Origin of the sequence: Rahnella bonaserana, from assembly GCF_019049675.1 — a bacterium.
GTDB classification, from domain to species: Bacteria; Pseudomonadota; Gammaproteobacteria; order Enterobacterales; family Enterobacteriaceae; genus Rahnella; species Rahnella bonaserana.
Genome location: NZ_JAFMOW010000068.1, coordinates 69,125 through 84,223, shown reverse-complemented (window position 1 = coordinate 84,223; position 15,099 = coordinate 69,125). Strand labels below are relative to the sequence as shown.

12 protein-coding genes are annotated in these 15,099 nt (G+C 51.7%); 6 read left to right on the top strand and 6 right to left on the bottom strand.

Annotated features, from left to right (window positions below; all coding sequences use genetic code 11):
- Window positions 1-6: 6 nt before the first annotated feature.
- Window positions 7-1,095 (bottom strand): capsule biosynthesis protein, encoded by a 1,089-nt coding sequence (locus J1778_RS22090; RefSeq protein WP_217175356.1) that lies wholly within the window; start codon window positions 1,093-1,095, stop codon window positions 7-9.
- 195 nt (window positions 1,096-1,290) lie between these two features.
- Window positions 1,291-2,277 (bottom strand): KpsF/GutQ family sugar-phosphate isomerase, encoded by a 987-nt coding sequence (locus J1778_RS22085; protein WP_217174988.1) that lies wholly within the window; start codon window positions 2,275-2,277, stop codon window positions 1,291-1,293.
- A gap of 535 nt (window positions 2,278-2,812) precedes the next feature.
- Here J1778_RS22085 and J1778_RS22080 point away from each other — a divergent pair.
- From J1778_RS22080 to ybiO, 5 genes are all read left to right on the top strand, one after another.
- A complete protein-coding gene (locus J1778_RS22080) occupies window positions 2,813-3,079 on the top strand; it encodes a DksA/TraR family C4-type zinc finger protein (RefSeq protein ID WP_217174987.1) in 267 nt (88 codons plus the stop codon).
- Window positions 3,080-3,492: 413 nt separating this feature from the next.
- Window positions 3,493-4,236, top strand: a complete 744-nt coding sequence (gene glnH, locus J1778_RS22075; RefSeq protein WP_013574683.1) for a glutamine ABC transporter substrate-binding protein GlnH — start codon at window positions 3,493-3,495, stop codon at window positions 4,234-4,236.
- A gap of 111 nt (window positions 4,237-4,347) precedes the next feature.
- Window positions 4,348-5,007 carry a glutamine ABC transporter permease GlnP gene (gene glnP / locus J1778_RS22070; RefSeq protein ID WP_217174986.1) on the top strand — a complete coding sequence of 220 codons (660 nt, stop codon included), beginning with the start codon at window positions 4,348-4,350 and terminating at the stop codon, window positions 5,005-5,007.
- Window positions 5,004-5,726 carry a glutamine ABC transporter ATP-binding protein GlnQ gene (gene glnQ, locus J1778_RS22065; protein WP_217174985.1) on the top strand — a complete coding sequence of 241 codons (723 nt, stop codon included), beginning with the start codon at window positions 5,004-5,006 and terminating at the stop codon, window positions 5,724-5,726. The genes glnP and glnQ overlap by 4 nt, the downstream gene beginning before the upstream one ends.
- 458 nt (window positions 5,727-6,184) lie before the next feature.
- Complete coding sequence (gene ybiO / locus J1778_RS22060; protein ID WP_420804096.1) at window positions 6,185-8,377, top strand: mechanosensitive channel protein; 2,193 nt, start codon at window positions 6,185-6,187, stop codon at window positions 8,375-8,377.
- A 370-nt stretch (window positions 8,378-8,747) separates the two neighbouring features.
- On the opposite strand, the gene J1778_RS22055 is transcribed toward ybiO, so the two are convergent.
- From J1778_RS22055 to rlmF, 3 genes are all read right to left on the bottom strand, one after another.
- Window positions 8,748-9,017 carry a helix-turn-helix domain-containing protein gene (locus J1778_RS22055; RefSeq protein WP_217174983.1) on the bottom strand — a complete coding sequence of 90 codons (270 nt, stop codon included), beginning with the start codon at window positions 9,015-9,017 and terminating at the stop codon, window positions 8,748-8,750.
- A gap of 582 nt (window positions 9,018-9,599) precedes the next feature.
- Window positions 9,600-10,910: a methyl-accepting chemotaxis protein gene (locus tag J1778_RS22050; protein ID WP_217174982.1), complete on the bottom strand. Its 1,311-nt coding sequence runs from the start codon at window positions 10,908-10,910 to the stop codon at window positions 9,600-9,602.
- A 344-nt stretch (window positions 10,911-11,254) separates the two neighbouring features.
- A complete protein-coding gene (gene rlmF, locus J1778_RS22045; RefSeq protein ID WP_217174981.1) occupies window positions 11,255-12,223 on the bottom strand; it encodes a 23S rRNA (adenine(1618)-N(6))-methyltransferase RlmF in 969 nt (322 codons plus the stop codon).
- A gap of 206 nt (window positions 12,224-12,429) precedes the next feature.
- Here rlmF and J1778_RS22040 point away from each other — a divergent pair, with 206 nt between their 5' ends.
- Window positions 12,430-13,059, top strand: a complete 630-nt coding sequence (locus J1778_RS22040) for a flavin reductase family protein (protein WP_217174980.1) — start codon at window positions 12,430-12,432, stop codon at window positions 13,057-13,059.
- A gap of 100 nt (window positions 13,060-13,159) precedes the next feature.
- On the opposite strand, the gene J1778_RS22035 is transcribed toward J1778_RS22040, so the two are convergent.
- Window positions 13,160-15,022, bottom strand: coding sequence for a M3 family metallopeptidase (locus J1778_RS22035; RefSeq protein WP_217174979.1), 1,863 nt, complete (start codon window positions 15,020-15,022; stop codon window positions 13,160-13,162).
- Window positions 15,023-15,099: the final 77 nt, after the last annotated feature.

Sequence of the window (15,099 nt, the reverse complement as noted above, 5' to 3'; positions counted from 1 at the left end):
ACCACATCAATCTTTATGGTCATCGATAACGGCCAGCAATAATTTAATCGTTCCGAATAACAGGCAGCACACCAGCAGCCAGCTGGCGATCATATAAGGGATATTCGGGAACGTGGTTTCTTGCGGGAGCTGCGGTGAGCTGATCACCGAGAGCACTTTCAGTTTTCGTGCCGCTTCAACACGGGTTTTCTCAACCGATGCCAGCGTGAGTTTGTAGAGTTCGGTATCAAACTCGACTTTCGATTTTATGCTTTCGAAATCCACCGCCATGCTGTTCAGCTGATGGCCGTCCGGCGCGGTGATTTTGCTTTTTTCCTGATCGATCTGCTTGCCCAGAGAAGTAATGGCGTTCTGAGCACTGATCACCTGCGGCGCATCTTCACGCAGGTAGGTCAGCAGGTTGCGCAGTTCCGCTTCCATCTGGATTTTTTGCCCCATCAGCGTATTCACCAGCGTGGTCGCTGCAATCGCCTGAGCCTGCGGATCGAGAATATTGTTGTGGTTCTGATACGCCAGCAGCTGGGTTTTACTTTCATCCAGACGGGCGCGGGCTTCACGCATTTCGTTTTCAGCAAAAGCCTGCTGGTCACGGGCAATCTTATGCGTGATTTCGTTGATGAAACGTTCGGATTCTTTGAGAACCGCCTGGTTAAACTTCTCGGCAAATTCCGGGGTAAAGCCCTGCGTGCCGATGGTCAGCATGCCGGATTTATCGTCATACGTGACGGCAATGCGGTCGCGGTAGTAATTCAGGAACTGCTCACTGCTCGCATCTTTTGGCAGGTGATACAGAAAATCCAGACCGCTTTTACCGAAAACGGAACGGAAATCGAGTTGCTTATCCAGCACAGCCAGCATGTCAGGCGAGTTGATGTATTCTTTTAAATACATGGCGTCCTGAGCGGTGCCGGGATTTCCGGCGCCCAGCAGCAGGCCAACGTTCAGGCTGGAACCGCTGATATCGTTAGAACTTTTGATCGCGACGGTTGATTCGCTGAGATAGCGCGGACGGCTGAAGATCACCAGATAGATGATCAGCAACGCCATCGGCAGACCGATCACAATTTTGCCCAAATTGCGGTTCAGCGTGGCCATATTAAAATGAGGAGATCGACGAACCCGGGCAATGTGTTCCCCCGGCCATGCGGACTTCAATTTTTCAATAAACATTTATTATCATCATGACAAACAGCACGTTTTTAGTGTCGTGCTTTATTAAAAGTACCGTGAAAACCTCATTTCCCTCGCGTAAGGATCACGGTGCGCAAAGTGTTTAATCGTGCTTTATCGTCAGTCGAAGATACGAACCAGTCCTGCGACGTTCTTTTCTTTATCCGTCACCAGCAGCACTGAAACGCGGTGCTTTTGCATCAGCATTTCAGCATCCGTAATCATCATGTCAGCCGGTAAGGTCAGCGGCGAACGGGTCATCATGTCTCTGGCACAGGCGCTGTCGAGCTGCGCATTCTTTTCCATATAACGACGTAAATCGCCATCGGTAATGATGCCGGCCAGCTGGTTCTGCGCATCATTCACCGCCACCATGCCCTGACAACCACAGGTGATCGCCGAGATAACCTGACGGAACTCAGTGTCTTCACTAATGGTCGGCACATTTGCCTGCATCACGTCGGAAACGCGGGTCAGCAAACGACGTCCCAGTGAGCCGCCAGGATGGTAACGGGCGAAATCCGTCGGCAGGAATTTACGCTGGTGGATAAGCGCCACCGCCAGCGCATCGCCGATCGCCATAGTCAGCGTGGTCGATGTCGTCGGTGCCAGATTATTCGGGCAGCTTTCGCTCTCCATCATCAGTTCAAGCGTGGCATCAGCGTGTTTAGCCAGCGTTGATTCGCAGCGATTGGTGATCGCAATAATGCGGTTACCAAACTGACGTAATGAAGGAATAAGCTTAAGAATTTCGTCGGTTTCCCCGCTGGCTGAAATCAGGATCAGCAGGTCGTACGGCGTAATCATCCCCAGATCGCCGTGGAAGGCTTCTGCAGGATGAATAAAGAAACTGGGGGTTCCGGTTGAAGCCAGCGTCGCAGAAATTTTGCGTCCGACATGTCCGGACTTGCCCATTCCGGAGAGGATCACGTGGCCTTTGCATTCCACCATCAGCTTCAGCGCTTGCTGGTACTGAACGCTGTCGAGGTGTGAAGAGAGACGATGTAAGGCGTCAGCCTGTTCAGAAAGCGTACTGCGCACCGAATCAATCAGACCGGGCTGTAGAGGTGCAAGACCCGAGCTTCCAACTACCTGATTATCTGCCACTTTAATACCCTGAATACCCTGTCCGGGATAAAACTCACTCAGCGACTACACTATAAGAGTGGTTATTTATTTTGGTTAGCCGATCAAGTAAATGCGCGGAGACGAATTCCATTTCCTGGTCTGGCCGGTCGACGCTGCCTGGCAGCTGGAGGGAATTGAATGAGAACAGCGAAAACCTGAGCAATGCAGAGGCTCGCGAGCAAAATTTGAAGTTACAAACACGCGAAAATTGAAACAGATTCACATGGGTTATTGATAACCGAAACACATTCATTCAATTCACGCGTTTTTTTAACATAGGGCACGAAATAACACAAACTGTATCGGACTCGTCTTAGGAATTTGTGACATTTCGCTATTTCGTTTTGACAAATAAAAATTATCAACCCCATGTTTTATAACCATTTACACTTAGCTAGCACGATTAATCATAGTGAATTAGCACTATAAGCAGCCTATTATTAACCAATAGAAATTTAGCCGTAAATTAATGTTTCAAATGTGTGTTTTAAATTAATGTTTCGTGGAGGAAATTATGGCAAGCGGATGGGCACAGGATGGCGCGGTACAAGATCAGATTGATTCAACAGTGAACGACGCGGTTGAACGTGCACGTCAGTCGCTCGGCCACGGCGAAAGTGCGCATTATTGTAAGGAATGCGGTGAACCTATTCCTCAGGCACGCCGGGAAGCACTTCAGGGTGTGCAATATTGTGTGAAATGCCAGGCGGAGATAGACAAAAAACAGCAGGATCATGCCGGATACAATCGTCGCGGCAGCAAAGACAGTCAGTTGCGTTAGCACTTTCCCTTATGACCCATTGCACCATTTTGGTTCAACCCCACCCTCTTTCGGCCAGAATTTCCTTATTCTCTCCGTAACATCTGCTTCAAAACTGAGCACTGGTTTTGCTCAGGTTCTAATAAAGTTAGAGCAAGTTATCATTTGCGCAGCACAGTTGTTAATTAATGATTGTTTAAAATACAACATCTGGTTAATGATGACGCCATGCACCATCAGAGAACATTTCAATATGTAACAATGCACCAAAATGGTGCCTGTGAACATTAAAATGCCGCTTGATCGGTTCAGCAGCGCGATAACTTATTGAATTCTAATATGCATAAAGTCTTGCATAAATTCTGGCATAAATTTTGCATTAAAGCGCCGTAACTCCATGCCGTTCCCATAATATGTACAAAGGAAATTCACTGATGAAGTCACTGTTAAAAGTTTCCCTGGCCGCGTTGACTCTGGCCTTTGCCGTTAGCTCCCACGCAGCAGACAAAAAACTGATCGTAGCTACCGACACTGCGTTTGTACCGTTTGAATTCAAACAAGGCGACAAGTACGTCGGCTTCGACATTGACCTCTGGGACGCGGTCGCCAAAGAGATGAAAGTCTCTTATGAACTGAAACCAATGGATTTCGGCGGCATCATTCCTGCCCTGCAAACACACAACATCGACCTGGCACTGGCCGGTATCACCATCACCCCGGAACGTAAAAAAGCCATCGACTTCTCTGATGGTTATTACAACAGCGGCCTGATGGTAATGGTTAAGAGCAATAACGACGCCATCAAAAGCGTTGCTGACCTGAAAGGTAAAACGGTTGCAGTGAAAAGCGGCACCAGCTCCGTTGATTACATGAAAGCCAACGTGCAGACCAAAGATCTGCGTCAGTTCCCGAACATCGACAGCGCTTACATGGAACTGGGCACTGGCCGTGCTGATGCGGTAATGCATGACACGCCGAACATCCTGTACTTCATCAAAACTGCCGGTAAAGGTCAGTTCAAAGCGGTCGGCGATTCACTGGCTGGCCAGCAATACGGTATCGCATTCCCGCAAGGCAGTGACCTGCGTGAGAAAGCCAACGCCGCGCTGAAAACCATCAAAGAGAATGGTACTTACGCAGCAATCTACAAAAAATGGTTCGATACCGAACCTAAATAAGCCGTTTTCAATTTAAGTCGTTCCTTTATTAAGAAAGAGCACTTGATAAGAAGCGCCTGTCAGAGGCATATCTGCACAGGCGCAGTTTGTTGTTTTACCAGGAGATAATCCATGCAGTTTGACTGGAGCGTAATTTGGCCCGCTCTGCCTATCCTGCTCGAAGGCGCTAAAATGACCCTGTGGATTTCGGTCCTCGGTCTGGTTGGCGGTCTGATTATTGGTGTGATTGCGGGTTTTGCCCGCGCGTTTGGTGGCTGGTTTAGCAGCAACATCGCACTGGTCTTTATCGAGCTCATTCGCGGTACGCCTATCGTCGTACAGGTAATGTTCATTTATTTCGCACTGCCGATGATGGTTCCCGATCTGCGTATCGACCCGTTCAGCGCGGCGGTGGTAACAATCATCATCAACTCCGGTGCTTATATCGCTGAAATTACGCGTGGCGCGGTGTTGTCGATTCACAACGGTTTCCGTGAAGCGGGTCTGGCGCTGGGTCTTTCGCGCCGTGCGACGCTGCGTTATATCATCATGCCGCTGGCGTTGCGCCGCATGTTGCCACCGCTGGGTAACCAGTGGATCGTCAGCATCAAAGATACCTCGCTGTTTATCGTTATCGGTGTCGCCGAACTGACCCGTCAGGGTCAGGAAATCATCGCCGGCAACTTCCGCGCCATGGAAATCTGGAGTGCGGTTGCTGTTATCTATCTGATCATCACGCTGGCTCTGAGCTTTGTTCTGCGCCGCTTAGAACGCAAACTGAAAATTATATGATTGAATTCAAGAACGTCTCAAAACACTTTGGTAAAACCCAGGTGCTCCACGACATCGATCTGAACATTTCTCAGGGTGAAGTCGTGGTTATCATCGGGCCATCCGGCTCCGGTAAATCCACACTGCTGCGTTGCATCAACAAACTGGAAGAAATTACCTCCGGCGAGCTGATTGTTGATGGCCTGAAAGTGAATGACCCGAAAGTCGATGAACGTCTGATCCGTCAGGAAGCGGGCATGGTGTTCCAGCAGTTTTATCTGTTCCCGCACATGACCGCACTGGAAAACGTGGCGTTTGGCCCGATCCGTGTGCGTGGTGCGTCGAAAGATGAAGCCAATAAACTGGCGAAAGAGCTGCTGGCGAAAGTCGGTCTTTCCGAGCGCGGTAATCACTATCCGTCAGAGCTTTCCGGTGGACAGCAGCAACGCGTGGCCATCGCCCGTGCGCTGGCCGTTAAACCCAAACTGATGCTGTTTGATGAGCCCACCTCTGCGCTGGATCCTGAACTGCGTCATGAAGTGCTGACGGTGATGAAGCAACTGGCAGAAGAAGGCATGACGATGGTTATCGTGACCCACGAAGTCGGCTTTGCCGAAAAAGTGGCTTCGCGCCTGATCTTCATCGACAAAGGTCGTATCGCCGAAGACGGTAAACCGTCTGACCTGGTGAACAACCCGCCAAGCGAACGTCTGCGCGAGTTCCTGCAACACGTTTCCTGATGCCAAAGGCCGCGGCAAGAGCGGCTTTTAACTCTGACCGGAATTATTTCGGTTTCTCAAGTGCGGTGATCGCTTAACGCGCTGCGCCGAAACCGCCCAAAAGGGGAAAGTGCTTTTCCCCTTTTGGATTCCCCCTCGCCTTTTTACTCCGCGCTTTCGCTTGCTGGCTATGTTCCAGTTACCACCGTGACAGGCTGGAAATCTTGCCGCTACGCGATGCCTTCTCTCGGTCCTGAAGCCTTTGGTCTTCAGGCCGCTCCGTTCAGCAAGATTTCTGAATCGCCCGTGAGTTTCAACACACTCCATCTGCCGATCATTCCCTTATGGCACGTCCCCCCACAACGTTTTGCCACAAATTATCTACAATACGGCCACTTATGCTTTACCCTTAGGCAGCTTTACGCCGATTAATTGCTATTTTTGAGAGAGGAACAATGCCGCATAACGACAGGACTCCGTTGGCTCACCGCATCCAGACAAACGTATATTCCATCTTGCTGTTCATCATGCTGGCCCTGTTCAGCGCCTTCAGTCACGCGGCAGAACAACCTGCCGGTGCCGATCAGCAAAAAGCCTCCTACACCGCACTGGCCGATATTCTTCAGGATGATAAAGCCCGTGCGCAGCTGGTCGCGCATCTGCGTGAAGCGGCAAAAAGTGAAACGCCAGCGCCTGCCGCTGAAAAGAACGAACCCAAGCCTGAACAGCTTTCCCTGATCGACGAACTGGTCGATACCACGCAAGGTACCGTCGCGCAGTTCAGACAGCGCGTAGAAAAACTCAAAGAGACTATCGATTCCGGCCCGCAGCACAGCTTTCGCGCTGACCGTTTTTTTGCGGCGCTGGGTTATTTCCTGCTCACCGTTGCCGTGACCTTTGCGCTGTTTCATCTGATCCGCAAACTGGTGGGTCCGCTGTATGTGCGCCTTGGGCGCTGGGGAAATAACGCGCGGCTGAAACAGGCGCACTGGTATCAGTTGCCCGCCAGTATTCTGGGTGCGTTCGTCATCGATTTAGTTATTTTGCTGCTGACCGTCGCCGCCGGAAATCTGTTCACGCAATATATGAACGGTGGCAGCGCACTGATTGCGCGTCAGCAGGCCTTATTCCTCAGCGCCTTTGCGGTCATTGAATTTTTCAAAGCCGTATTGCGACTGATTTTTGCCCCCGGCTTCAGCTATCTTCGCCCCTTCCCGCTGACTGACATGACCGCCAGATACTGGAATACCCGCCTGGCCTGGGTCAGTGGTCTGATTGGTTATGCGCTGATGGTCGGCGTGCCGGTAGTGGCGACGCAAATCAATTACACCACCGCCGCCGTGGTCAATTTTGTGGTGATGCTGGGGCTGACGGTCTATGCCAGCTGGCTGATCCTGCATAACCGGCGCACTATCCACCGCGAATTCAATCTGCTGGCTGAACGCTCGATGGCATTTTTCAGCGTGATCCTGCGTGCGCTCGGACATGTCTGGCATCTGCTGGCGGTGAGTTATTTCGTGGTGCTGTTTTTCCTGTCACAGTTTGATTTTGCCGGCAGCCTGCGGTTTATGATGACCGCAACGGTGAAAAGTCTGGTGGTGATTGCGCTCGGCGCCCTGATTTCAGGCCTGCTCTCCCGCTGGATCAGCCGCCGCATTACCCTGCCTGACGATGTGAACCGCCGCTATCCGTTGTTGCAAAAACGCATCAACTCGTACATTCCGGCAGGTCTGAAAATCATTCGCGTACTGGTCGTGCTCAGCGTGACTTTGTTCCTGCTCGATGCCTGGCACATCTTCAATCTCAATAAATGGTTCATGACCGAAAATGGCGAGAAGGTCATCAGCGGGCTGGGCCATATCCTGTTTATCCTGTGCTTCGCGATTGTCGGCTGGACGCTGCTTGCCAGCATGATTGAGCATCGTCTGGGGCAGGAACTGAGTAACGGCGCACGGCCAAGTGCCCGCGAGCGGACATTGCTGACGCTGTTCCGCAACGTACTCGCCATTGTGATTTGTACGATCACCGTGATGATCATGCTCTCGCAAATCGGGCTGAATATTGCGCCTCTGCTCGCCGGTGCCGGTGCGCTGGGTCTGGCGGTCAGCTTCGGTGCCCAGACGCTGGTCAAAGACGTCATCACCGGGATTTTCATCCAGTTTGAAAACGGCATGAACACCGGCGAATACGTTACCGTGATGGGGATCACCGGCACGGTCGAAAGCATGACTATCCGCTCGATTGGCCTGCGCGACATTTACGGCGTGTTCCACATCGTGCCTTATTCTTCGATAACCACCCTTTCCAACTACGAGCGCGAGTTCGGCGTGTACCGTGCCAGCTATAACGTCAGCCGCGATGAAGACGTGGATAAAGCCAATGACGTACTGCGTCAGGCGGTGGAAGAGTTGCAGCAGGATGAGAAAATCAAACCACTGCTGCTCGGCGAACCGACCTTCCAGGGCGTCGTGGGATTAGGCGATCAGTTCTTCACCATCCGCGTGCTGGTACGCACCAGAGCGCTGGAGCAATGGACGGTGCAATACGCGCTGGACAGACTGGTGAAAATTCACTTCGAGAAAGCGGGCATGGTGATGCCGAGACAGGCAGTGCAGATATATAAAGATGAAGCTGGCGGTGGGGGCACCTTACCGGTTAGGGCTGAATTGTGAAAATTTCGGTTTCCTCACTCGCCGTGGGGGCTTGATCGAGAATATTTCGGTTTTTTAAGCGCAGCGATCACTTAACGCGCTGCGCCGAAACCGACCAGAGGGGAAAGGCTTTTCCCCTCTGAACTCCCCTCGCTTTTTCAACACGCGCTAACGCTCGCTGGCTATGTTTCAGGTGTCGCAGTGACAGGCTGGAAATCTTGCCGCTGCGCGGTGCCTTCTCTCGGTCCTGAAGCCATAGGTCTTCAGGCCGCTCCGTTCAGCAAGATTTCTGAATCGCCCGCACGATCTTAAATTCAAAAGAAGACTGTTTTCCATCTTTTAAAGATGTGGATTGCCATTTTTGAGCGCGCCATTCGACAAATTCAAAAAACTATTCTCTTGATTTGTCGTGGAGATTTCTTAATGTCTTGCTGATGAGTTGGCCATGCGCATCAAAATAACGACTCGGCCAGATTTGTGCAGGTGAAACATTAAGTGCAGAAGCAATCAGCATTTCGCCTTTCGGCCATGAACGTGACAATGCATTGGAAAGAGTCGAGGAGGACAAACCCGCTGCGCGTGAAACGGCGGCAAGCGTTGTTCCTTGCTTACGCAGTGCGGCAATAATGTCGGCCTGATGCCAGTCAGTGTAGGTTTTCATTGGATACTTCCATGCCAGAGAACAAAGTGACGAAACGATCTCGTTGAACGTTCTTTACCTCCAGTAATCTGGGCCGCAACTCCCAACTGCGGATGAGCCGCAACGAAGTGATCATACCGTAATGACTTACCGCGTGCCAATTGCGAAATGATGAAGTTGAGAACTTGATTCAGAGTAAATTTAAGTCGTTACATGGAGTTACATCAGAGACAGGTTCTTTGCCCAAGGGCGCTTTCAGAAAACTTGCTGAACGGAGCGGCTTCGAGACCTATGGCTCGAAGACCGAGAGAAGGCACCGCGAAGCGGCAAGATTTCGCGCCTGTCGCTGTGATAACTGGAACATAGCCAGCCAGCGATAGCGCGGAGTAAAAAAGCGGGGAGAGATCCAAGAGAGGGGAAGCACTTCCCTCTCTTGGGCGGTTTCGGCGCAGCGCGTTGAGTGATCACAGCACGTGAGAAACCGAAATTTACTCAATCCAACTTTCACGGTGAGTGTAAAAACCGAAATTTTCACAATTCAGCCCTGACGGCGAGTGAATTTTACTTATCCATTGGCCGCCCCGTTGCTGCGGCCTCCTGCAACTAATGCCTCGTCTGCCCCTGATCCCCCGTGATAACGGAAAACTCCGCCATCATCCGTACCAGATCCTGCATACCCAGATTGACCTGATTGATCACATCGCCTGCATTGCGGCTCAGTGCCACGCCGCCGCCTGCGCGGTTAACACAGTTCCCCATGCCATCAATGGCTGCCATCACACCATCGCGGATGCTTTGCGTAAGCTGGTCAATTTCGACAGCGGCTTTGCGGGACTGATCGGCCAGCGAGCGGACTTCTCCGGCGACCACGGCGAATCCCCTGCCCTGTTCGCCGGCATGTGCTGCTTCGATAGTCGCGTTGATGGCCAGCAAATTGGTCTGCGAGGAAATCCGGCGGATGGTGTCCACCATTTCGCCAATACGTTCGGAGGTTTGTCCCAGTTGCCCGATGATCTCAGAGGTCCTGCGCGCCAGCGCTTCCACTTCCTGCATATCTTCCACTGCTTTCTGCACGATGGTGACACCTTCAGCCGCCGTTTTATCGGTGGTCAGGGAAAGCTCATGCACGTGCGTCATCATGCTTTCCTGCTGACGTTGCTGCGCCATCTGGCTGGTAATGTCCTGGGCTATTTTGACAATTTTCACCACTTTGCCATCGTCGTCGATGACCGGGTTGTAACTCGCCTCCAGCCAGATTGCCTGACCACGGCCATTGATACGCTCGAAACGCCCAAGAATAAACTCGCCGTTTCTGAGACGTTGCCAGTGGTTGCGGTAATCGTGCGAATCGCGGTATTGCGGCAGACAAAACATCGAATGGGGATGGCCTTTAATTTGTTGCAGAGAATAACCCATGACTTTCAGGAAGTTATTGTTTGCAGAAATCACGCGACCGTCGGGTGTAAAGGTGATCAGCGCCATTGAACGTTCCAGCGCCTGAAGAATTCCCTGGTGTTCGTGAGATTCATTAATTCTTTCGGAGACGTCACTGGCAATTTTAATTATTTCAGTGACTTTACCTTGTTTATTTTTAACAGGCACATAAGTAGCTTCCAGCCAGATTAAGTTCCCGTTTTTCTGTACGCGTTTAATATTTCCGCTGACCGACTTTCCCTGCCGTAATGCTTCCCAGTGCAAACGATATGCATCGCTGGCAACAAACTCCTGGGTACAGAAAATCCGGTGAGGCTGACCCATCACCTCATCCCTGTTGTATCCCATGCTGCTAAGAAACAGATCGTTGACCTCAAGCACCACGCCTTCCGGAGAGAAAGCGATCATCGGAACAGCCTGCTGAATAGCCGCGAATTTATCACGCCATGCCGTAGTAAACTGATGAGAAAATAATTGCATAGGACAGACACCCTGTGGCTGATAACGTGAATTAATGTGCAATCGCCATTAATTGAAAATAAACACGTGCTAATTCCCGCAGAGTATTAGTAAGGTCACTAATAAACAGCGAGAAATAGTCTGGCCCCTGGGTGGGTGGCAGGATGATTGCTCAGGCAGTCAAAACATTATGCGGTGAAAATATAAGTCACCTGCAAAATCATTACTCTGTTAATTAATCAACTTTCTTATAGTGAATTAAGCATAATTTATTCCGCTGAAAAAGAAAGGGGGACGCGGGAGTATTTTTGCAGCCTGTTTACCCTCAGATGAACAGGCTGAAATCAGGGCAATTTACATCGTGATTAAACTGACCAGCGTTTGATTGCCCAGCTTTTTTGCTGTGAAGGGGTCAGGAATGTCCAGGCAACAAAACGGCTGATCTTGTTACCGTGAACCATTTCGACAGTGCGGACATCTGTCGCACCCTCTTCGCGCAGCGCATCATACAGTAATGGCAATGTCGTTTTTTTAGAAACCAGCACCGTATACCAGAAACAGTTCTGCGCTTTACCGGCGCTCTCTTCCGCCATGCGGACCACAAACGCCTCTTCGCCGCCTTCACACCACAATTCGTTATGCTGACCACCAAAGTTCAGCTCTGCGGTACCGGCACGACGATCCAGACCAAGGTTCTGACGTTTACGCTGACTGCCAGACGCCGCATCTGCCGCCGAAGCATGGAATGGCGGATTACACAGCACCGCGTCATAACGCTCGTCATGACGGATAATGGTGTCGAGAATACGCTGCGGTTTTGCCTGTAAACGGAAACGCACCTGATTGGTCAGCAGCGGGTTGGTCGCGACAATTTTCTTGGCCGCAGCCATAGAAACCGCATCAATCTCACTGGCAGTAAAGCGCCAGCCATATTCACGCAGACCAATAATCGGATAAATACAGTTCGCGCCAACACCAATATCCAGCACGGAAATATCTTTGCCCTGCGGGATCTTGCCGTTGTTGCTGCCAGCCAGTAAATCAGCCAGATGGTGAATATAATCTGCACGCCCCGGAATTGGCGGGCACAGATAGTCGGCCGGAATATCCCAGTTTTCAATCTGATAGCAATCGCGCAGCAAGGCACGGTTCAGGGCTTTAACTGCCTGAGCGTTGGCGAAATCAACGGACAAATCGCCCCATTTATTTTCGACAACAAACGGTGCCAGTTCCGGGCTGCTGGCAATCAGGGCCGGAAAATCATAGCGGCTGCGATGACGATTTCGCGGGTGAAGACCGCTTTTTTCCTGAGGGAAGACTTTCTTTTTTTCCACCTGATTGACTCTCCGAAAGGTGTGCGCGACGCATAAAACATGCGATGGGGCGTTAGATATTCATGAATGGCGCACAAGATACCACAAAGTGCCGCCGCCTGCCGGATGCATCCGGGCTGATGCGGGCACATAAATACGGTCAATACCTGATTAAATCGGGTAATGTACAAATCATAGCCTTTATGAATTATTTGCTGAGGAAAATCATGAGCACTGATGATCGCTACTATTACGAACCGGACAAAGGCCACGGCCTGCCGCACGACCCGCTGAACGCTATTGTCGGCCCGCGCCCGATAGGCTGGATTTCCTCGCGTAATGCCGCCGGACAGCGCAATCTGGCCCCTTACAGCTTCTTCAACTGTTTCAATTACCGTCCGCCGATCATTGGTTTTGCCAGCAGCGGCTGGAAAGACAGCGTGGCGAATATCGTGGAAACCGGCGAATTTGTCTGGAATCTGACGACCCGACCGCTGGCGGTAAAAATGAATGAAAGTTCGGCCTCGCTGGAACATGGTGCAGATGAGTTTGATTTCGCCGGTCTGACGCCGCTACCCGGAACACGGGTCGCTGCCGATCGCGTGCTGGAAAGCCCGGTGAATTTTGAGTGCAAACTGACGCAGTGTATTCAGCTGAAAACCGCCGCCGGTGGCGATATCGATACCTGGCTGGTGCTGGGTGAAGTGGTTGCCGTGCATATCGCGCCGCATCTGCTGGTGGATGGCATTTATCAGACTGCGCTTGCCGAACCCGTCCTGCGCGCCGGTGGTCCTTCCGCTTACTACGGCATCTCTGAAGATCAGCGATTTGATCTTATCCGCCCGGATGCGCGCTGAGTTCAGCTCCTCACCCTGAAAAAAAACCACCGCGCAGTTCACACTGCCGGTGGCTTTTTATTAAGGGGAGTATTGCTGCTGTAACTATTTTCTTCCGTGGTTATTTTTTACCGTAGTTCTGCTCAACAAAATCCGCGAAATCCTGGCACATTGCATCATCACCGTCGCCGCTGTCTGCCAAAATCAACGCCCCATCCACTACGCGAATATGCACATTCAGGTCGAAATCTGCTTCGGGCTGCTCACGTTTTGATGCCCGTTCAATGGTCTGCTGCGCATCCTGCCACGCCGCATCCACCGTCTGATTACAGGCCTGCGCCAGATAATCGGGATTGAATCCCTCGCCGGTCAGGCTGCGCAGCGTATCGTCGTGGCTGACGCTGTTGCCCGGCGTCCAGTAATGCTTTGCCAGATCCGGGCCGATAGCCGGATTGTCGGTCAGATAGCCATCACGTTTCAGGAAGAAGGCACGGGTCTGTTCCACGGCCATCATCGCCAGCAAATAGCCCTGATAAGAACAGGCGGATTCCATGGAAAGCAAATGCGGAATGGCAAGCGTCGGACGCGGACTGCCTGTCACGCCGAGAATATGCGTTTCTACGTCACGCGCCAGCGCGATCATGGCTTCCGGTGTGCGTTTTTCATCCGGCCACTGATAAAGCTGCCACTCGAAATACGGCACCAGCAGAATGTGGCGCTCATTGAACGAACGCATCGGCTGACGGGCCTCGATACTGGCGCGGATCAGTTCGTCCGGCACCGGCTCACCGGCGGTATTTTTCGCGTAACGTTTCAGCCAGTCAGCGTCTTCGAGCAGGCTGTCGCAGAACATGGACTGCGTTTCGGCATACGCCATCGACGTCGGCGGGAACTCCTGTGAGAAGCACGGTGCATTCTGACGGATATTGGCGAAATGCGCCGCATGTCCTCCTTCATGGAACAACGTGTTCAGGCCAGTCGCGCCGCTGCCAGTCTGATCCGGTTTTGCCAGACTGGTGAAGTTAATCACCGCAGGCACCCATTTGCCGTTGTCATAGAACGGCGGCACCGGCCCGTGCATAAACCCGTTCTCGTATTTGCCTTCACGGACCAGCAAATCCAGCTGCATTTCTGCGCCGTTAAAACCGATATTCAGGCGTTTAAAGCTGTCAATCCAGCGACGCAGGGAATCGGCAAACGGGAAGTAAGGATCGAGCTGACGGGTGACGTCACCGGCGCTGGCGAAACGAATATTCCACGGCAGCAGTGCAGCATCACCTTCGCGTGCTACCAGTTCATTGAGACTGCGTGTGTTACTTTCGCGGGTTCGCTCTTCGAACCGGTCGAGGATAGCGAATAACTGTTCCGGCGACATACGCTCGGTTTTATTCACTTTATAGTCGAAATAGTTGCGGTAACCGAGCTGGCGGGCAAAGCGGTTACGCAGGCCGATCAGCTCAGGTAAGCCGTTGTGCAGCAACCAGTCTTCCAGGTCGCGCAACGCATTCTGAGAACTGCGGCGGTAGGCTTCATTTTCGTTATTGGCCTGATTAGTCAGCAGTTCGCCGAGAGAGGCATTAACGCGCTCACCTTTGCTGTTGATGTGCGTCATGCGGTACTGCTTACGTTTACCAAACAGCACGGATTCGGCCTGAATGATTTCATCCATCAGCGCTTGGGCTTTGGGGTCTTCAATCACATTACAGTCGAAGAAATTCAGCCAGCCGCGCAGACCGTGCAGCAACGCATCACGCTCGTCGCTGGCACTGTGTTTTTCCAGACTGGCGATAACGTCACGAATTTCCTGCGGACGGGAAGGTTGAGCGATAAAACGTTTGTAGGCAGTTTCGGCAGCGGAGAAAGCGTCGGAGACATTTTCATCACCGGTGCCCATGTAGTTTTGCCAGAACAAGTTTTCCTTGTCCTGATGTACTTTGAGGTAATCGCGATTGAGGGCGTTAAAATAGTCCTGAGCCTGTTTCATGTAATCTTCTCTGCTGAATGTTAAAGAGATTTTACATTGAGTGTATGTTCGCAAAGCGGTTATGTCGATATGGCAAA